This window comes from Klebsiella sp. SWET4, assembly GCF_024296565.1.
GTDB lineage: Bacteria > Pseudomonadota > Gammaproteobacteria > Enterobacterales > Enterobacteriaceae > Klebsiella > Klebsiella variicola.
In genome coordinates this window covers 346,089-364,952 of record NZ_JANCOB010000003.1, presented here as the reverse complement: position 1 = coordinate 364,952, position 18,864 = coordinate 346,089, and the positions used below count along the sequence as shown (strand labels likewise).

The following is an 18,864-nucleotide window of genomic DNA, read 5'->3' as shown; positions in this document are numbered from 1 at the left end:
TGATGACAATCGCGTTTATTGGTTTTGGCGAGGCGGGTGGCATTCTGGCGGCGGATCTGGCCCGTGAGCATGCGGTGACCATGTGGGATTGCAAGCTCAATGGCCCGGCGCGAGAGGCGATGGGCAAAAAAGCCCGTGATTCGCGCGTTCAGGTGGGAAATTCGCTGGCGCAGGCGCTGGAGGGGGCCACGCTGGTTTTTTCTACTGTGACCGCGGGTGAGGCGCTAAAGGTGGCGCAGCAGGCGGCCGCGCTGCTGCAGCCGGGGCAATACTTCCTCGATCTCAACTCCGTGGCGCCGGAGACGAAACGGCAGGCGGCTGAACATTTTCTGCCCGGCGCCTACATCGATGTCGCGGTGATGGCGCCGGTACCGCCGGCCCGATTGCAGACACCGTTATTGATCGGCGGGCCGCAGGCGGAGGCGATCGCGCCGCGTCTGCAGGGGCTGGGGCTGAATGCCCGCTATGGCGCCAGTACGGTGGGCCAGGTGTCGGCGATAAAAATGTGCCGTAGCGTGATGATCAAAGGTCTTGAAGCGCTCACCACAGAATGCCTGTTCGCGGCCCGTGAATATGGCGTCGAGGAGGAGGTGCTTAGTTCCTTGCATCATAGTTTCCCCTCTCTGGGCTGGACAGGAGCGTTCCCCGACTATCTGATCAGCCGGGTGGCGGAACATGGCATTCGGCGCAGCGAAGAGATGGAAGAGGTGGTGAAAACCCTGCGTGACGTGGGGAGCGCCGGGATAATGAGCGAGGCGATCGCGAAAAGCCAGCGCCAGCTGCCGGAGCAGATGGCCGCCCGTAGCCTGAGCTACAGGCAGCTGACGCCGTTTGACTGGAAAACGCTGGTCGCCAGGCTGAAATAACCGCTATTTGGCCGGACAGACGATTTTGTCGATTGCGGCCTGGTAGCTTTTTTGGTTATTGCGCTCTTTCGCCAGCGTTGCTTCGCGGACCGCGTTCTTGTTACCGTCGGTCGCCAGCACTTTATTGGCAAAATCGTTGTCGCTGAGGTGGCTTGCTGGCGCGCATTTTTCCTTCACCGCTTTGAGCACCTGCTGTTTTTGCTGCTCGAACTGCAGGCTTTGCAGCGGTGATTCGGCCCACGCCGACGTGGCGCTCAGGGCGGTGACCAGGCATACCATCCAACATGCTTTCATCAGGCTTCTCCTTCCGTAATCGCTTCCGTCAACTATATGCGCAGGCGCGAAAACACGCAAATAGTGGTCAGTTTAACTTATTGAAAATGCAATTTTTATCGCCTGCTCAGGCGGCTCTCACCCGCCGCCGCGAGTCGATGGCGATCAGCACCACCGACGCGAGGATCAGCAGAGTGCCCAGCCAGTCCGGCAGCGTGAAGGTGATCCCCAGCAGCAGGAGCGACAGCAGGGCGCTGCTCAGCGGTTCGGCGCAGCTGAGGATCCCGGCCTTCGCGCCGCCAATTTTCTGCGCGCCGTTAAGATAAAGGCTGAAGGTCAGCGAAGTACCGATCACCACCAGGTAGAAAAAGGCTAACAGCAGGCTACCGTTCACCACAAAATCGGTGCCCTGGCCGCCGTAAAACGGCAGCAGCATCGCGCCGCCGAACAGCATGCTCCAGCCGACGATCGGCAGCGTCCCGTAGCGGGCAATCAGCGTCGAGGGATAGGTGGTATAAAACGCGGCGGCAAACGCCGAGGCGATCCCCCAGAACAGCGCCGCCGGCGAAATCGACAGCGTCGTTGGGTTGCCGTGGGTCACCAGCAGAAAGGTGCCCGCCAGCGAGGTGCAGATAGCTCCCAGCACCAGCGGAGTGGGACGCGCTTTGCGGGCGAGGGCGAACCAGGCGACGATGATCGTCGGGGACAGGAACTGCAGCACCGTGGCCGTGGCGGCATTGGATTTTTCAATGGTCATCAGAAAGGTGAACTGCACGGTTAACGCGCCAAACAGCGAGAAAAACAGCAGGCTGAGGGCGTCGCGGCGGTTTTGCAGCACGCGGAAAATGCGGTCGCCGTGAACAAAGCCGAGCATCAACAGGATCAGCCCGGCGAACAGCAGACGCGTCATGGTCAGAAACGGCGACGACATCTGGCTTTCCTGCATAATAAACTGCGCACACACCCCGGAACTGCCCCACAGCACGGCGGCAATCAGTACGTTCAGCATCCCTTTTTTGCTGGAGCCCATCTTTTCCTCAAGCGAAATATGACAAAGGGGAATCATAGCATGCGCCAGCCCGGGCGGCGGGGCAGGAAATGGTAGTCGGGCGCGGCGGCGTAACGATGTTGCAGGCCCGGTAAGGCGAAGCCGCCACCGGGCACTACCCGACAGTCGCGTTCTAACTTAAATCGACATTTTTACTGCCGAACAGCCAGGTGAGGACAAAGCCACACAGGTAGGAGACCGCCAGCCCGCCGGCGTAGACTGCCATCCCGGCGTAAATTCCGCTGCCGGAGGTCATCAGCGGCAGCGCCACCAGCCCGGACGGGCCGAACACCGTGTTCAGGCCGACCGGCAGCCCCAGCCAGGCGATCAGTCCGACGAAGAACCCGCCGCAGGCGCCGCCGAGGCAGGCGGTGACAAACGGCTTCATCCGCGGCAGGGTGACGCCGTAGATCAGCGGCTCGCCAATCCCGAGGAAGCCCGGAATAATCGCCCCTTTAATCTGGGTTCGCAGCAGCGAATCGCGCTTCGCCCGCCAGAATAGCGCCAGCGCCGCCCCCACCTGCCCGGCCCCGGCCATCGCCAGGATCGGGAACAGCGAGTTAAAGCCCTGGGCGTCCACCAGCGCAAAATAGACCGGGACAAACCCCTGATGGACGCCGAACATCACCGCCAGCAGGAACAGGCCGGCCAGCACCGCCGAGCCAAACGGGTTGCCGTTAAGATGCAGGAACAGCCACGACATGCCGGTAAACAACCAGCCGCCAATCGGCATGATCACCGTAAAGGTCACCGCGCCCATGATCAGCAGCGTCACCGCCGAAGTGAGGATCATATCGAGGTTGGCCGGCATTACCCGCCGCACCTGGCGTTCAACCCACGCCCCAAGGATAGCGGCGATCAATACGCCGATGATATTGCCGCGCGGATCGATGCCGTGGCCGAAGAAGGTGGAAATGCCAGCGTAGAAGCCGCTGGTTGCCTCCGGGTTGTAGCCCAGCACGAACAGCGAGGCGATAATCGCGCCGTTCACGCCGGAGCCGCCGAACGCCTTCTGCGCGTTATAGCCAATCAGGATACTCAGGAAAGTGAACATCCCTTTGCTGAAGACCTTCATATAGCCAATCAGCGCCACCAGGCTGGCGTTCGGATGGGCGTTCTCCAGCACGAAAACCTGTTCCGCCAGGGTGGCGAAGCCCAGCAGCAGCCCGACGGCGATAAAGCCGGGGATCAGCGGCGTAAAGATGGTGGCGAATTTGGCGAGAAACTTCTGCACCGCGCTGGTCTGCTTGCCCTTCAGCGCCTGCTTTTTCTCTGCCGCGACGTCGGCCAGCGACGGCGCGGCGGGCGCCTCCTCCAGCAGGACGTTCATCATCTCGGCGGCGGTTTGCGCCTTGCCGGGGCCGAGCACCACCTGGAACTGCTCGTCGCTGACGATCACCCCCATTACGCCGTCAATCTGGCGGATGGCGGCGCTGTCGGCCAGACTTTCATCGCGCAGGGTCAAGCGCAGGCGCGTCATGCAGTTGCCCGCCTGCGCGACGTTTGCGGCGCCGCCTACGTGGGCGAGGATCCGCGCTATCATCTCTTTCGTTATTTTTGCCATTGCCCGTTACCTGTCTGTCGGTGCTCAGGTGTTGCTGAGCGCCTTGCGGATATAGCCGTTGTTTTTTGCCAGCAGCGACTGCGCCTCTGCGGCGCTTAAGTCCGCCAGCACCATCACGATCGCCGTTTTACAGTGGCGGCCGCAGGCCTCCAGCGCCTTCCGGGCAGTGGGACGATCGCAGTCGGTCGCCTCCATCACGATAGAGACCTGGCGCTCAATCAGCTTGGCGTTGGTCGCTTCGACGTCGACCATCAGGTTGCTGTACACCTTGCCGACGCGGATCATCGCCCCGGTGGAGATCATGTTCAGCACCAGCTTCTGCGCGGTACCGGCTTTCAGACGGGTAGAGCCAGTGACCACTTCCGGGCCGACCACCGGGGTGATCGCCACGTCCGCCAGCTGGGCCATTTCGCCATGCGGGTTACAGCTGACGATGGCGACAAAGGCATTCTGACTATGGGCGTATTCCATGGCGCCAATGACGTACGGCGTGCGTCCGCTGGCCGCCAGTCCCACCAGCACATCGCGGTGGCTGAAGTTCAGGTTCTGCAGATCCATCGCCCCCTGCGCTTTGTTGTCTTCCACGTTTTCCACGGCGCTGAGAATCGCTTTATGTCCGCCGGCGATGATCCCCACCACCTGCTCCGGGCGGGTGCCGAAGGTTGGCGGGCATTCGCTGGCATCGAGGATCCCCAGACGCCCTGAGGTACCCGCGCCGATATAAATCAAGCGGCCACCGGCCTGCAGCGCCGTCGCGACCTTATCCACCACCTCGGCAATCTGCGGCAGATAGGGCGTAATCGCCTGGGCTACCTGCTGGTCTTCCTGGTTTATCACCGTCAGCATGTCGAGGGTGGAGAGGGTGTCAATGTTGGCGCTGTTGGCGTTGCGTCGCTCGGTCAGCAGTTTGCTCAGGTCGATACTCATAGAAACCTCGTTATTCTCAGTGGCGCGCAGTATAAGGAATTATTTATTCCTTGCCTGTGAAGAGTATCACGATTAGTACGCGGAGAATAATAGGAGAATGGTAGGTATGGCGGGAAATAGTGCGGTAATAAATCTGGAATATTTTATTACCGCAGCAGGAGATTAGCGCGCGCTGCGCGGTTTGCTGAGGCCCAGCAGCAGCGCCAGCAGGTAGCAGATGGCCATCGCGAGGCTCATTTTCAGCATCGTTTCACCGCCGAGGCCTGCCAGCGGCGCGGCGATGCCGCCGAAGACAAACATCAGGGTGCCCATCAGCGCGGACGCGGTCCCGGACTGCGCGGCATCGACGGCGCTCATCGCCTCCGCGCCAGCGACGGTGCTGATGCCGCTCATCAGCGACACGGTAAAGAACAGGCCGACCAGCGCCAGCACCGGCAGCTGCAGCCAGGCAAACAGCAGCATGATCGCCGCACAGCTCACGGCCAGCGTCAGGCCGCCGCGCAGCAGGCTTTCGGCGTTAAAGCGGCGCGCCAGGCGGGAAAAGATCATTGCCGCGATAATCAGCCCGATACCGTTCAGACCGAACAGCAGGCTGAACTGCATGGCGCTCATGCCGTATTCGCTCTGCATCACGAAGGAAGAGGAGCCGATGTAAGAGAACAGCCCGGCCATCATAAAGGCCTGAATCAGGCAGAAGCGCAGAAAGCGGCGATTTTTCAGCACCGGCTGGCCGCGTTGCTGGCGGGCGGCATGCGTTGCTGTGGCCGGGCGCGTTTCCCGCAGGATCGTCAGGCTCATCACCAGCAGCACGCCGCCGATGGCGGCCATCGTCCAGAAGAGAATTCGCCAGTCGAAGGCGGTGATAACGTAGCCGCCCAGCACCGGGGACAGCACCGGCGCAATGCCGTTCACCGTCATCAGCAGGGCGAAAAATTGGGTCAGCAGGGTGCCCTGGTATTTATCGCGGGCGATGGATCGCGACAGCACCGAGCCGCCGGCGCCGGCGAAGCCCTGTAAAAAGCGCCAGACAATCAGCATGTTGATATCCCGGGTCAGGGCGCACATCGCTGAAGCAAAGATAAACAGCAGCAGAGACAGCGCCAGCGGTTTCAGGCGGCCAATGCGATCGCTCAGCGGGCCGAAAAACAGCTGACCCAGGCCGAGGCCAATCAGCGCGGCGGTCAGCGACAGCTGGGTCTGGGTGCTGGTGGCCTGCAGCTGCTGAGTGATCTCCGGCAGCGCCGGCAGATAAAAATCCGTGCACAGCGGGCCGATACCTGACAGCAGGCCGAGGATCAGCGCCCAGGAGAGGGAAACACGTGGCATAACGATTCCTTACAGAAGCCGGGCGCGGCCGCCCGGCGGGTGAAATTAACTGGCGCCGCCGCCCAGCGACTGCCAGAGGGTGATCCGGTTATTGAGGTCGGTCTGCTGCAGGGACAGCAGCGTCGTCTTCGCCGACCACAGCGTGCGCTGGGCCGTAAGCACCGACAGATAATCGCCGACTCCGGCCTGATAGCTCTGCATGGCGATATCCAGCGATGTCTGCTCGGCGGCGACGTACTGCCGCTGGGCATCGAGCTCTTCGCTCAGCGTTTCCCGGCGCGCCAGCGCATCGGCAACGTCCTTAAAGGCGCTCTGAATCGATTTCTCGTAGGTGGCGATCAGCCCCTTTTTCTCCGCTTCCGCATAGCGCAGCTGCGCCAGGTTGCTGCCGCCGGTGAACAGCGGCAGGCTGATGGAGGGGGCGAACGACCACACCTGCATCCCGTGGCTGAACAGCGACGACAGCGAGTCGCTGCCGACCCCGGCGCTGGCGGTCAGGGAAATCGACGGGAAGAAGTTCGCCCGCGCCGCGCCGATATCGGCATTGGCGCTCTTCAGATTGTGCTCCGCTTCCTGAATGTCCGGCCGGCGCAGCAGCACCGACGACGACACGCCCGCCGGCACCAGCGCGATGCTGTTATCCCCGAGGCTCTCGAGGGTGCCGGGCAACAGGCTCTCCGGCACGGTTTCCCCCGCCAGCAGGTTAATGGCGTTTTTATCCTGCGCCACCAGCGTGCGATAGCTGGCGACGCTGGCGCGGGCCTGCTGATAGACGCTTTCCGCCGAGCTTACATCGCCGGCGGAAGCGGTACCCACCGCCATCTGGCGGGCGACGATGTTGCGCGAGTTTGCTGCGCTGTCCATGGTCTGCTGCGCCAGCGCCAGATTGCTGTTATCCGTCGCCAGCGTCACCCAGGCGGTGGTCAAATCGGCAATCATCGTCAGCCGGGTATTCTGCGCGGTGAATTCGCTGGCAAGCCAGGTTTCGCGCGCCGCGCGCGACAGGCTCTGGTTCTTGCCAAACAGATCCAGCTCGAAGCTGGAGACCGCGCCGTCGGCCTGTGAAGCGGAGCTCAGGCCGCTGGCTACCGTTTTGCTGCGGGTATGGCTCAGCTCGGCATCGACGGTAGGAAACAGCGACGCCCGCGTCTCGCCGTACTGGGCGCGCGCGGCCTCGATATCGGCCAGCGCTTTTTGCACATCGCGGTTGCTGTTCAGCGCGATGCTGACCACTTTTTTCAGCCGCGCGTCATTGACCACTTTCTGCCAGTCGCCGACCACCGCCGTCGATTCGCCGTGCGCCCCGGGCAGGGTGGCCGGCACCGGCGCGGCCGGGCGATCATAATGCGGGTCAAGCGAGACGCAGCCCGCGGTCAGGAGCGCGATAAACATAAAACTCAAACGAAACATACCTTACTCCTGAGAAGGACGTTGGCGGGTGAAGAGACGTTTCACCAGCACGAAGAACAGCGGTACGAAGAACACCGCCAGCAGGGTGGCTGTCAGGGTGCCGCCGATGATGCCGGTGCCGATCGCCACGCGGCTGTTGGCTCCGGCGCCGGTGGCAATGGCCAGCGGCAGCACCCCGGCGATAAACGCCAGCGAGGTCATGACAATCGGGCGCAGACGAGTCTGCGCGGCGCGGATCGCCGCCCGGGAGAGCGAATACCCCTCATCCACGGCGGATTCAGCGAACTCCACGATCAGGATGGCGTTTTTCGACGACAGGCCGATGGTGGTCAGCAGCGCCACCTGGAAGTAGACGTCGTTGCTTAAACCGCGCAGCGTCGCCGCCAGCGCCGCGCCGAGCAGGCCGAGCGGGATAACCATGATCACCGAGAACGGCACCGACCAGCTCTCATACAGCGCCGCCAGGCACAGGAACACCACCAGAATCGAGATGGCGTAGAGGCTCATCGCCTGGCCGCTGGCGAGCTTTTCCTGCAGCGAAATGCCGCTCCACGCCCAGGTGGAGCCCGCCGGCAGGCTGTCGGCCAGCTTTTCCATCTTGTCCATCGCCGCGCCGGAGCTGAAGCCGGCGGCGTTTTCGCCCTGGATCTCAAAGGCGGCGGAGCCGTTGTAGCGCACCAGGCTTTCCGGGCCGTATTGCCAGTGGGTGGTGGCGAAGGCGGAGAACGGCGTCATGCTGTTATCGCTGCCGCGAACGAACCATTTGCCGAGGTCCGACGGCACCGCGCGCGCGTCGCTTTCGCCCTGGATATAGACCTTTTTCACCCGGCCGCGATCGATAAAGTCATTCACGTAGGTACCGCCCCAGGCGCTGGAGAGCGTATCGGTCACGTCGCTCAGCGACAGCCCCAGCGAGACGGCTTTGTTGTTATCGATATCCACCTGCAGCTGCGGCATCTGCGGCAGATCGTTAGCGCGCACCGACTGCAGCTCGCTGCTCTGGTTGGCCGCCGCCAGCAGCTGGCTGCGCAGCTTCATCAGACTGTCGCGGTCGGTACCGCCGCTGGCCATCAGTTCGAAGGTGAAGCCGTTGCTCTGCCCGAGACCGTCCACTGACGGCGGGGTCATGGCGAACAGGGTGGCGTCGCGGATCGTCCCCAGCTCTTTGGTGGCGCGCAGGGCAATGGCCTGGGCGGTATTGTCGTCCCCTTTGCGCTGCGACCAGTTTTTCAGCGACACGAAGGCCATCCCGGCGTTCTGGCCGCTGCCGCTAAAGCTGAAGCCGTCGACGGTGAAAATGACGTCGGTATTGGCTTTCTCTTTGGTGAGGAACCAGTCGGTCACCTGGCGGCGCACCTCAGCGGTACGCACCGCGGTGGCCCCGGCGGGCAGGGTGTACTGGACCATGATCTCCCCCTGGTCCTCCACCGGCAGGAAGCTGCCCGGCAGCTTCCACATCGCCAGCGCCATCGCCCCGCAAATCAACGCGTAAGCGCCCATCATCACTGCGCCCCGGCGCAGGCCGCCGAGTACGCGGCGCTGGTAGCCTGCTTCCGTGCGCCCCCACAGGCGGTTAAAGGCGCCAAAGAACCCTTTGGTGTGTGGTTTGGAGTGGCTGAGCAGCGCGCCGCACAGCGCCGGGGTGAGGGTTAGCGCCACCACCACCGACAGCATCATTGCCGAAATAATGGTTACCGAGAACTGGCGATAGATGACCCCGGTCGATCCGCCGAAGAAGGCCATCGGCAGGAACACCGCCGACAGCACCAGGGCGATCGCCACCAGCGCGCCGGAGATTTCGCCCATCGATTTTTCGGTGGCTTCGCGGGCGGGGAGCCCTTCGTCGCGCATAATGCGCTCGACGTTTTCCACCACCACGATGGCGTCATCCACCAGCAGGCCGATCGCCAGCACCATGGCGAACAGCGTCAGGGTGTTAATCGAGTAGCCGAACAGCGCCAGCACCCCAAAGGTGCCAAGCAGCACCACCGGCACCGCCACCGCCGGAATGAGCGTCGCGCGGAAGTTCTGCAGGAACAGATACATCACGCAGACCACGAGAATGATCGCTTCGAACAGGGTCTGAATCACATCCTCGACCGAGATTTTGATGAACTCGGTGCTGTCCTTCGGATAGGCGATATCGTAGCCCTGCGGCATCTGACGCTGGAATTCGGCGATTTTGCTTTTCACCAGGGTCGCGGTGTCCAGCGCGTTGGCACCGGGGGCCATCATCACCGCGATCCCGGCGGCCGGATGGCCGTTCAGATTAGCGGTAGCGGTGTAATCCTCGCTGCCCATCTCCACCCGCGCGACATCGCTCAGGCGCACCACCGAGCCGTCGGCCTGGCTTTTCACGATGATCGCTTTGAACTGGTCAGGGGTTTGCAGCCGGGATTGCGCCCGCACGGTGGCGGTCAATTGCTGGGCATTGGACGACGGTAGCGCGCCGATTTTACCGGCGGAAACCTGCACGTTCTGCGCCTCAATCGCCGACTGAACGTCGGAAGGCATCAGCGAGTAGGAGGCGAGTTTGGTCGGGTCCATCCAGACGCGCATCGCGTATTCGGCGCCGAATACCTGCAGGCTGCCGACACCCTCCACGCGCGCCAGCGGGTCCTGCATATTGCTGACCAGCCAGTCGGAGATATCGGAGCTGGTGGCGCGATTGGTTTTGTCATACACCGCGAGGATCAGCAGGAAGCTGCTCTGCGATTTTTCCACCGTTACGCCGGACTGCTGGACTTCGCTCGGCAGCCGCGATTCCGCCTGCTGGACTTTGTTTTGCACCTGCACCTGGGCGGTGTCCGGGTCGGTCCCTTGCTCAAAGGTGACGGTGATGCTGACCGAGCCATCGGAGCTGCTGGTGGAGCTGAAGTAGAGCAGATGGTCGAGGCCGGTAAGCTGCTGCTCGATCACCTGGGTGACGCTGTTCTCCAGGGTTTCGGCGGACGCCCCGGTATAGGTGGCGGAGATTTTCACCGCCGGCGGGGCGACGTCCGGATACTGGCCTACCGGCAGGGTGCGGATCGCCAGCACCCCGGCGAGCATAATCAGAATGGCGATCACCCAGGCAAAGACCGGGCGACGCACGAAGAAACGGGAGAACATCAGGCATTGCCTCCGTTATTGTTGACGGCAACGGCCTTCACTGTCTGTCCGGGGGCCACTTTACTGGTGCCTTCGACAATCAGCTTATCGCCTGCTTTCAGGCCGCTCAGCACCAGCCATTTATCGCCATAGGTGTCGCCGGTTTCCACGGTACGCTGCTCAACTTTGTTGGCGGCATCGACCACCAGCGCCGTGGCGTCGCCTTTGGCATCGCGGGTGATTCCCTGCTGTGGGGCGAGGATCGCGTCGTTCATGATGCCTTCATCGATGCGCGCGCGGACGAACATCCCCGGCAGCAGGACGTGCTGCGGGTTGGGGAAGATAGCGCGCAGGGTCACCGAGCCGGTGGATTCATCGACGGCGACTTCGGTGAGCGCCAGACGCCCTTTTTCCTGGTAGGTACTGCCATCTTCCAGGGTTAACGTCACGCTGAGGGTGTCGCTGTTGCTGGCCAGGCTTTGTTTGCGTAAACGCAGGAGATCGACGCTGGATCGCGTCAGATCGACATACATGGTGTCGAGCCCGCGGATCGTCGCCAGCGCGGTATCCTGATCGGCGGAGACCAGCGCCCCCGGCGTAACCGACGAGATGCCGATGCGCCCGGCTATCGGTGCGGTGACGGTGGTCCAGTTCAGGTTGATGCGCGCGCTCTCCAGCGCCGCTTTCTTCGATTCCACGCTGGCCTTGTCCTGGGCGCAGGTGGAGGCGGCGTCGTCGGCATCCTGGCGGGAAACGCCGTTATCCCTGACCAGCGACGCGTAGCGCTGGGCCTTCTGGCAATCGGAGACCACCAGCGCCTGGGCCTGTTTCAGTGCGGCCGCCGCTTCGTTCCAGGTCGCGCGATAGCTGGAGGGATCGATCTGGTAAAGGGCCTGCCCGGCCTTCACCATATCGCCTTCGGTAAACAGGCGCTTCTGGATGATGCCACCCACCTGGGGGCGTACTTCGGCGCTGAGCGAGGCGGTGGTGCGGCCGGTGAGCTGGCTGACTACCGGCACCGGCTGGCTTTGCAGGGTGACCACGCCCACTTCCGGCGTGGGTTGCTGCGGGGCAGATGTCTGCGCATTATCGCATCCGCTAAGGAGAAATAATGCTGTCGCGATGGGAGCTATGATGTATTTCATTATATTTTCTCAAGATATAAGACGTCCGCCCCGTTTATTTAAAAACGAGGGAATAGGTTGGGCGCTGAGGCATTTTCGGGTGAGCGAAAATGACAAAAAAGGAACACAGATGTTCCTGAACGTGATTGTTATTGTGTCTCCGTTGAAGCCAACCTCTTCGGTCTTCAGGAGGTGAAAAGCGCATCTCCTCTGGTCTTTTGGTGAGAATGATCATTCTCATTTTTATCCATTATACGATCCGTCGCGATAATGGAAAGGTTTTTTTGCTTACTTTTAGAACGCAAAAAATTAAGGCAAATAATCATGGAGAAAATAAGAATATTTTGTGAAAGTGGAGAGGGAAAATAACCATTCGGCATCGCAATACTGGAGATAGTTAATGACACTAATCATTACAAAAAGCATTAATCCCGACGATCAACAAGAATTGCTTGCCGGTCTGCGGCAGTATAATCAGCAGTATCTCGATGCGGCGCAGTTTGGCGATCTGGGGGTTTACTCCCGCGATGCGCAAGGGGTGATGCAGGGCGGGCTGATTGCCAAACGCAAGGGCAACTGGCTGTGCATTGAGTATCTGTGGGTTAGCGAGGCGACGCGCGGGCGCGGGCTGGGGAGCGAGCTGATGCAGGAGGCGGAACAGCAGGCGCAGGCGCTAGGCTGCAGCCATCTGCTGGTGGATACCTTTAGCTTCCAGGCGCTGCCGTTTTATCAGAAGTTAGGCTATCAGCTGCAGATGTCGCTGCCCGACTTCCCGCACGCAGGCATGCAGCGCCACTATTTGTCGAAGGCGCTGTAACGGTAGTGGTATCCCCGGGCGGTCAGGTACCCTACCTGTGGTTGTGCCGGATGGCGGCTGGCGCCTTATCCGGCCTACGTTCCGAGCGGCCTGTTATTGATATACCCACTTGCGCGACTGAAACTGCCGGTGCTGGCGGCCTCAAAATCGCTGAGACGTTCCCGGAAGGCCGGGGCAGCCCGCATGGATGCGGGCTGAGGGCCGTGTTTTGCACGGACGCTGCCTCGGCCCGACCCGAAGCCTGCAGGGATAAGTCGAAGGGACCGCGTAGCGGCGATTTTGCTGGCCGGAGCCCGGGGGTACAGGGGGCGGCGGCGACTGGCCGCCCCCTGTGCGCTCCCTGCGGCATAAGAGACATAACGCAGAAGATCAACCGGGAGCGCAATCTGCCGGGAATTAACATAGAAGTTGTAGCCCTGCTAAGCGTATCGCGAGCAGGGAAACTCCCGGATGGCGGCGCGTGGCGCCTTATCCGGGCTACAAAAGCGTCAAAACCACGCCTTAACCTCCGACGCCGTGGCCCATTAACGCCAGCGCGTGGCTGATGATGGTCTGGCGGTTGACCGCCTGTAAACGCGGATCGCTGTGAATGCGTGAAAATGGCACCAGCACCAGGCTAATCACCGTGGTAAACAGCAGCTCCGGCGACAGCGCCGGATTGATCTTGCCCTCCAGCTGCCAGCGACGCACCGTCTCCAGCATCACCTGAAAACGCTCCTCGCCGAAGCGGGCATCCATATGCTGACGCAGGATCGGCATCTCGCCGATGATCTCCTGCATCCACAGCGGCGCGAACCAGGCGTTTTTCTCCGCCATATGCGCCAGCGTCTCGACCATCATCGTCAGCGCCAGCACCGGATCCTGCGGATGATCGACAAAAATGCGGCTGATGTGATTGCGCAGCGGCATAAAGCGCTCCTCAATCAGCTGGGTCACCAGCGCATCCCGGGAACTGAAGTAGTAATGCAGCATCGCCGGCGTCACCCCGGCCTCTTTGGCGATGGCGTTCAACGATACGCGGCCCGCCCCGTCGCGGGCAAACAGCATCAGGGCAATGTCCATCAGCTGTTCGCGATTGGCAGTATCCGGTTTTTTACCGCGCGGCCGACCCGGGCGGCGGGGGGCATCCTGATCCTTTTGTGCTGTCATGGTATGGCGATCTCTTGACCCGACTCATTCTTTCACTAAATATTAATTATGCATTTAATTAATTTCAAGCGAGCGTTGCAATGACTTCTGAAGTCGCTAACCCACCGGTGCAGTCGATACGCCTGCTGTTCAGCGCATTGCTGTTGGTGATGTTGCTCTCGGCGTTGGATCAGACCATTGTCTCCACCGCGCTGCCGACGATTGTCGGCGAACTGGGCGGGCTGGACAAGCTTTCCTGGGTGGTCACGGCCTATATTCTCAGCTCCACCATCGCGGTGCCGCTGTACGGGAAATTCGGCGATCTGTTCGGTCGCAAAATCGTGCTGCAGGTGGCGATTGGGCTGTTTCTCGTCGGCTCTGCGCTCTGCGGGCTGGCGCAGAACATGACCCAGCTGGTGCTGATGCGCGGCCTGCAGGGGCTCGGCGGCGGCGGCCTGATGGTGATCAGCATGGCGGCGGTCGCCGACGTCATCCCACCCGCCAATCGTGGCCGCTATCAGGGGCTGTTCGGCGGCGTTTTTGGCCTCGCGACGGTGATCGGCCCGCTGATCGGCGGTTTTCTGGTGCAGCACGCCTCCTGGCGCTGGATCTTCTATATCAACCTGCCGCTCGGCCTGTTCGCGCTGCTGGTGATCGGCGCAGTATTCCACAGCAGCAATAAACGCAGCCAGCATCAGATTGACTGGCTGGGGGCGATTTACCTCAGCATGGCGCTGTTGTGCATCATTCTGTTTACCTCGGAAGGGGGTAGCGTCCACGCGTGGAATGACCCGCAGCTGTGGTGCATTCTGGCCTTCGGCATCGTGGGGATCATCGGCTTTATTTACGAAGAACGGATGGCCGCCGAGCCGATTATTCCGCTGGCGCTGTTCCGCAACCGCAGCTTCCTGCTGTGCAGCCTGATCGGCTTCGTCATCGGCATGTCGCTGTTCGGGTCAGTCACCTTCCTGCCGCTCTATCTGCAGGTGGTGAAGGAGGCGACGCCCACCGAGGCCGGGCTGCAGCTGATCCCCCTGATGGGCGGCCTGCTGCTGACCTCGATTATCAGCGGGCGGATTATCAGCCGTACCGGTAAATATCGCCTGTTCCCCATCCTCGGCACCCTGCTCGGCGTGACCGGCATGGTACTGCTGACCCGCATCACCATTCACTCGCCGCTGTGGCAGTTGTACCTGTTTACCGGCGTGCTGGGGGCGGGTCTGGGGCTGGTGATGCAGGTGCTGGTCCTGGCGGTGCAGAACGCGATGCCAGCGCAGATGTACGGCGTCGCCACCTCCGGCGTGACCCTGTTCCGCTCGATTGGTGGCTCGATCGGCGTGGCGCTGTTTGGCGCGGTGTTCACGCACGTGCTGCAGAGCAACCTGCAACAACTGCTGCCGGAAGGCGCGGTGCTGCCGCCGGGAATGAATCCAGTGGCGGTTCAGCACCTGCCCGCGGATATCCGCCTCGACTACCTCGACGCCTTCGGCGCGGCGATCCACGCGGCGTTCCTGATGGCGGCCGGCATTATGGCGGTGGCGTTTGTCCTCTCATGGCTGTTAAAGGAGGCACCGCTGAAGACCGCGACGCATTAAGCGGCCCCGGCGATGCGCAGCAGTGCCTGACGCAGCGCCGGCGCGGCAAAATCGATAAATTTCCGCAGCTTAAGCGGCGCCAGATCCCGCGCGGTATACAGCAAATGGACCGGCGCCGGATCCGGCTCGACGCTTTCCAGCAGCAGACGGAGCTCCCCGTGGCGCAGGCCATCCAGCGCCTGATAGTGCAGTAAGCGGGCCACCCCCACCCCCAGGCGCGCAGCATCGGCGGCGCTCTCTGGCGTGGTGACGGATAGCACCGGCGGCAGGTTAATCAGCTGGTCCTCGCGCTCAGCGGCGCGAAAGCGCCAGCCGCGATAGGGCATCGGCGATTCAATGCGGATGATCGGCAACGCCGCCAGATCGCGCGGCCGCTGCGGCTCGCCGTATTTCGCCAGCAGCGCCGGATGGGCGCAGGCCACAATCCGCATAGTGCCGAGGCGGGTGGCCACCATGCTGCTGTCCGCCAGGTCGCCAATCCGCACCGCCAGATCGACATGGTCGCTCACCAGGTCGGCATTGCGATCGCTGAGCAGCAAACGGACGCGAATTTGCGGGTAGCGGGCGATAAATTCACTGATTACCGGAAGAACGTGCTGGCGTCCAAACATCGTTGGCGCGGAGATCACCAGCTCGCCTTTTGGCTCCTGATATTCGCCCGTCGCCTGGCGTTCGGCGTTTTCCACCTCCTCAAGGATCCGCCGGGCGGCAGCGACATAATCGACCCCGGCGTCGGTGAGCGTCAGTTTGCGGGTGGTTCGCGCCAGCAGGCGCACGCCCAGCGCGCTCTCCAGTTCACCAATATGGCGGCTGACGGTGGTCAACGGCATATTCAGCGCCCGCGCCGCCGCCGACATGCTCCCCAGCTCGGTCACTTTCACCAGCAGCGCCATCGCGCTTAATCGATCCATTATTCTCCCGTTTTTCGGAAAGATGATTGCCACTTTACCCGTATTATCATTCTTCACAGTACAGTCCATGATGGCGCCAGACAACAGGAGGCGCTATGGCAGCAACCTTTCTCGATATCGCCATCACCCCGGACGTGATGGATGTGCAGCACGAAATGGGCAGCGACTCGCTGTGGCAAACGCCGCACAGTCGCCGCCAGGCCGACCGCTTCTGCGACAGCGAAGCGGGGATGATCGCCACCCGCGACAGCTTTTATCTGGCGACGGTGTCGCAGAGCGGCTGGCCCTACATTCAGCATCGCGGCGGCCCGGTGGGGTTTCTGCATCTGCTGGATGACACCACCCTGGCGATGGCCGATTTCGGCGGCAACCGCCAGTACATCACCACCGGCAATCTGCGTGGCAGCGACCGGGCCTGCCTGTTTTTGATGGATTATCCGCGCCGTGCCAGGCTGAAAATCTACGCCACCGTCGAAGTCGTGGCGGCAGAGGACCATCCGCAGCTGCTGGCGCAGGTGGCGCCGGCCAACTATCGCGCCCGCATTGAACGTCTGTTTCTTTTTCATTTGCAGGCGTTTGACTGGAACTGCCCGCAGCACATTACGCCGCGCTACAGCGCGCAGCAGGTGGCGGAGTACAGCCAGAACCTGCAGCAACGTATTCATGACCTGGAGCAGGAGAATCAGCGCCTGCAGCAGCAATTAGCCTCAAAAGGAGACTCCTGATGAATGAGCAACGTCCCCCATTCCCGCCGTTTACCCGCGACAGCGCTATCCAGAAGGTCCGCGCCGCGGAAGATGGCTGGAACAGTCGCGATGCCGAAAAAGTCGCTCTGGCCTACACCGTGGATAGCGAATGGCGCAACCGCAGCGAATTTGTCCACGGCAGGGGGCAAATTGTTGAGTTCCTGCAGCGAAAATGGCGCAAGGAGCAGCAATACCGGCTGATTAAGGAGCTGTGGGCATGGCAGGAGAATCGCATTGCCGTGCGCTTCGCCTACGAGTGGTGCGACGACAGCGGCAACTGGTTTCGCTCGTATGGCAATGAGAACTGGGAGTTTGATAAGCACGGACTGATGCAGACGCGCTACGCCTGCATCAACGACCTGCCGATCGCCGAAAGCGAGCGCCTGTTCCACTGGCCCCAGGGGCGCCGCCCGGACGATCATCCGGGGCTCAGCGATCTGGGGCTGTAAAACCGGCGCGGCGCAACGGATTAATCGGCTTTCGGGAAGTCGACCACCGTGTCGTTAACCCGGTTCACCATGTTAGTGAACAGGATGGCGCTGACGGCGCTGATGATCTCAATCACCTGCTGGTCGCTAAAACCGGCGTTGCGCAGCGCGGCGACGTCGGCTTCCGGCAGCGTACCGGTGGTGGTCACCAGGGTCTGCGCGAATTTCACCAGCGCATCAAGCTGCGCCTCTTCCGCATACTCCCCGCGGCGCAGGGCGTGGATTTGTTCGCTGCTGAAGCCGGCTTTTTTCGCCATCAGGGTATGCGCGGCCAGACAGTAGTCACAGCCGGTGGCTTCGCTGACCGACAGGTTAATCGCTTCCAGCTGTTGGGCGCTGAGGCTGCCTTTATGGAGCATCGCATTGTGCGCCAGCGCCTGCTGCAGTGCTGCCGGCGAGTGGCCGCCGATGGTGAGATAGGCGTTCGGCACTTTGCCCATCGCTTTTTTGATCCCGGCGAAAATATCGGCGGCTTTGCCGGTGGCGTCTTGTTCACGGATATCTGCTAAACGGCTCATGGTTAACTCCTGTTGTTATCGAGGGTGTGTTGGCAATGGGGTCATCTTAGGCGCTTGCCGCATGCTAGACTGGCGGTCTTCGTCTCACCTTTTTGTCTTATCGTCTCAGGAGAAGCATGGACAGTCTCAGTCATCTGCTGGCGCTGCTGGCGCCGCGCTGCGAAGTGAACCTGCACTGTCGCTTCGGCGGCCGCTGGCAGGCCGGGCACCAGCAAATGCGCAGCGGCGTGGTGCCCTGGCACGTGGTGCTGCGCGGCGAGGGGCGGCTCAACGTCGGCGGCCAGACTCATCACCTGCGCGCGGGAGATGTGGTCCTCCTGCCGTACGGTTCGCCGCATCTGATGGAGAGCCTGGTGGAGTGGGGCCAGGTGCTGCCGGTAGCGCACCGGTTTAACGGCACGGTGACGGAAATGCGCGTCGGCCCGGCGGAGGGGGCGCTGGAGATGCTGTGCGGCGAATTCTATTTTGGTCCGCACGTCAGCTGGCTGTTCAGTGAAGCATCGACGCTGATCCATCTCCATACCGATGCGCGTGAAGACTGCCCGGAGCTGGACGCGCTGCTTAATATACTGGTGCGCGAGAGCCTGGCGCAGCGTCCCGGCGGCAGCGCTATCGTGCGCAGCCTCGGCGATACGCTGCTGGTGCTCCTGCTGCGCATGCTGCTTGGTGAGCAACAGCCGCCCGGTGGACTGCTGCGTCTGATGAGCGATGAACGCCTGATGCCGGCGGTGCTGGCGGTGATGGCGACCCCGGAGCAGCCGTGGACGCTGGAAACCATGGCCGCCCGTGCCTTTCTTTCGCGGGCCACCTTTGCCCGTCATTTTGCCCGCGTTTATCACCTGACGCCGCAGGCGTGGCTGTCGCAGCTGCGAATGGCGCTGGCCGCCCGGCTGCTGCGCCTGGAGCGTCAGACCAACCTCGAGGTCATTGCCGAACGCTGCGGCTTTCAGTCGCTGGCGTCCTTCTCGAAGCGCTTCAAAATGCGCTATGGCGTGACGCCGGGTGAGTGGCGACGGGGCTAGCGCCTCGCGTT

At 62.0% G+C, this 18,864-nt stretch carries 19 protein-coding genes; 7 read left to right on the top strand and 12 right to left on the bottom strand.

The window, feature by feature from the left end; all coding sequences use genetic code 11:
• Positions 1–2 precede the first annotated feature (2 nt).
• On the top strand, positions 3–866 hold the full coding sequence (locus NKJ21_RS10845; protein ID WP_110236211.1) for an NAD(P)-dependent oxidoreductase: 864 nt from the start codon (positions 3–5) through the stop codon (positions 864–866).
• Between the two features lie 3 nt (positions 867–869).
• Here NKJ21_RS10845 and NKJ21_RS10840 read toward each other — a convergent pair whose 3' ends face one another.
• From NKJ21_RS10840 to eefA, 8 genes are all read right to left on the bottom strand, one after another.
• On the bottom strand, positions 870–1,160 hold the full coding sequence (locus NKJ21_RS10840; protein WP_002923120.1) for a YicS family protein: 291 nt from the start codon (positions 1,158–1,160) through the stop codon (positions 870–872).
• A gap of 106 nt (positions 1,161–1,266) precedes the next feature.
• Positions 1,267–2,169: a DMT family transporter gene (locus NKJ21_RS10835; RefSeq protein ID WP_002923118.1), complete on the bottom strand. Its 903-nt coding sequence runs from the start codon at positions 2,167–2,169 to the stop codon at positions 1,267–1,269.
• 151 nt (positions 2,170–2,320) lie between these two features.
• On the bottom strand, positions 2,321–3,751 hold the full coding sequence (gene murP / locus NKJ21_RS10830) for a PTS N-acetylmuramic acid transporter subunit IIBC (RefSeq protein ID WP_032736563.1): 1,431 nt from the start codon (positions 3,749–3,751) through the stop codon (positions 2,321–2,323).
• Positions 3,752–3,775: 24 nt separating this feature from the next.
• Entirely contained in the window at positions 3,776–4,678 is a 903-nt protein-coding gene (murQ, locus tag NKJ21_RS10825) for an N-acetylmuramic acid 6-phosphate etherase (protein WP_016162001.1), read from the bottom strand.
• A gap of 162 nt (positions 4,679–4,840) precedes the next feature.
• Complete coding sequence (locus NKJ21_RS10820; RefSeq protein WP_022065830.1) at positions 4,841–6,004, bottom strand: multidrug effflux MFS transporter; 1,164 nt, start codon at positions 6,002–6,004, stop codon at positions 4,841–4,843.
• Between the two features lie 45 nt (positions 6,005–6,049).
• The gene (gene eefC, locus NKJ21_RS10815; RefSeq protein WP_254732894.1) at positions 6,050–7,414 is read right to left on the bottom strand and encodes a multidrug efflux RND transporter outer membrane subunit EefC; all 1,365 of its coding nucleotides are present in this window, start codon (positions 7,412–7,414) and stop codon (positions 6,050–6,052) included.
• A 3-nt stretch (positions 7,415–7,417) separates the two neighbouring features.
• Entirely contained in the window at positions 7,418–10,525 is a 3,108-nt protein-coding gene (gene eefB / locus NKJ21_RS10810; protein ID WP_004151514.1) for a multidrug efflux RND transporter permease subunit EefB, read from the bottom strand.
• Positions 10,525–11,649 carry a multidrug efflux RND transporter periplasmic adaptor subunit EefA gene (gene eefA / locus NKJ21_RS10805; protein WP_012967027.1) on the bottom strand — a complete coding sequence of 375 codons (1,125 nt, stop codon included), beginning with the start codon at positions 11,647–11,649 and terminating at the stop codon, positions 10,525–10,527. The genes eefB and eefA overlap by 1 nt, the downstream gene beginning before the upstream one ends.
• Positions 11,650–11,855: 206 nt before the next feature.
• Between eefA and NKJ21_RS10800 the strand changes: the two genes are divergently transcribed.
• Positions 11,856–11,978 carry a hypothetical protein gene (locus NKJ21_RS10800; RefSeq protein WP_012540279.1) on the top strand — a complete coding sequence of 41 codons (123 nt, stop codon included), beginning with the start codon at positions 11,856–11,858 and terminating at the stop codon, positions 11,976–11,978.
• Here NKJ21_RS10800 and NKJ21_RS10795 read toward each other — a convergent pair.
• Positions 11,938–12,054 (bottom strand): hypothetical protein, encoded by a 117-nt coding sequence (locus NKJ21_RS10795; RefSeq protein WP_046620779.1) that lies wholly within the window; start codon positions 12,052–12,054, stop codon positions 11,938–11,940. The two genes, NKJ21_RS10800 and NKJ21_RS10795, sit on opposite strands and share 41 nt — an antisense overlap.
• Between NKJ21_RS10795 and NKJ21_RS10790 the strand changes: the two genes are divergently transcribed.
• Entirely contained in the window at positions 12,029–12,445 is a 417-nt protein-coding gene (locus NKJ21_RS10790) for a GNAT family N-acetyltransferase (RefSeq protein ID WP_032740354.1), read from the top strand. The two genes, NKJ21_RS10795 and NKJ21_RS10790, sit on opposite strands and share 26 nt — an antisense overlap.
• Before the next feature lie 501 nt (positions 12,446–12,946).
• Here NKJ21_RS10790 and NKJ21_RS10785 read toward each other — a convergent pair.
• Entirely contained in the window at positions 12,947–13,594 is a 648-nt protein-coding gene (locus NKJ21_RS10785) for a TetR/AcrR family transcriptional regulator (RefSeq protein ID WP_023298366.1), read from the bottom strand.
• 80 nt (positions 13,595–13,674) lie between these two features.
• On the opposite strand from NKJ21_RS10785, the gene NKJ21_RS10780 reads away from it, so the two are divergent.
• Positions 13,675–15,168: an MDR family MFS transporter gene (locus tag NKJ21_RS10780; protein ID WP_012540283.1), complete on the top strand. Its 1,494-nt coding sequence runs from the start codon at positions 13,675–13,677 to the stop codon at positions 15,166–15,168.
• Here the strand turns inward: NKJ21_RS10780 and NKJ21_RS10775 are convergent.
• Positions 15,165–16,136, bottom strand: a complete 972-nt coding sequence (locus NKJ21_RS10775) for a LysR family transcriptional regulator (protein ID WP_164481316.1) — start codon at positions 16,134–16,136, stop codon at positions 15,165–15,167. The genes NKJ21_RS10780 and NKJ21_RS10775 overlap by 4 nt on opposite strands.
• 38 nt (positions 16,137–16,174) lie before the next feature.
• Here NKJ21_RS10775 and NKJ21_RS10770 point away from each other — a divergent pair, with 38 nt between their 5' ends.
• Both NKJ21_RS10770 and NKJ21_RS10765 read left to right on the top strand, forming a co-directional pair.
• Complete coding sequence (locus NKJ21_RS10770) at positions 16,175–16,804, top strand: pyridoxamine 5'-phosphate oxidase family protein (protein ID WP_239270601.1); 630 nt, start codon at positions 16,175–16,177, stop codon at positions 16,802–16,804.
• Positions 16,804–17,274 (top strand): nuclear transport factor 2 family protein, encoded by a 471-nt coding sequence (locus NKJ21_RS10765; RefSeq protein WP_012540286.1) that lies wholly within the window; start codon positions 16,804–16,806, stop codon positions 17,272–17,274. Before NKJ21_RS10770 ends, NKJ21_RS10765 begins: the two co-directional genes overlap by 1 nt.
• 20 nt (positions 17,275–17,294) lie before the next feature.
• Here the strand turns inward: NKJ21_RS10765 and NKJ21_RS10760 are convergent, their stop codons facing one another.
• Positions 17,295–17,831: a carboxymuconolactone decarboxylase family protein gene (locus tag NKJ21_RS10760; RefSeq protein ID WP_008806790.1), complete on the bottom strand. Its 537-nt coding sequence runs from the start codon at positions 17,829–17,831 to the stop codon at positions 17,295–17,297.
• Between the two features lie 116 nt (positions 17,832–17,947).
• Here NKJ21_RS10760 and NKJ21_RS10755 point away from each other — a divergent pair, with 116 nt between their 5' ends.
• A complete protein-coding gene (locus tag NKJ21_RS10755; RefSeq protein WP_032731507.1) occupies positions 17,948–18,853 on the top strand; it encodes an AraC family transcriptional regulator in 906 nt (301 codons plus the stop codon).
• Positions 18,854–18,864: the final 11 nt, after the last annotated feature.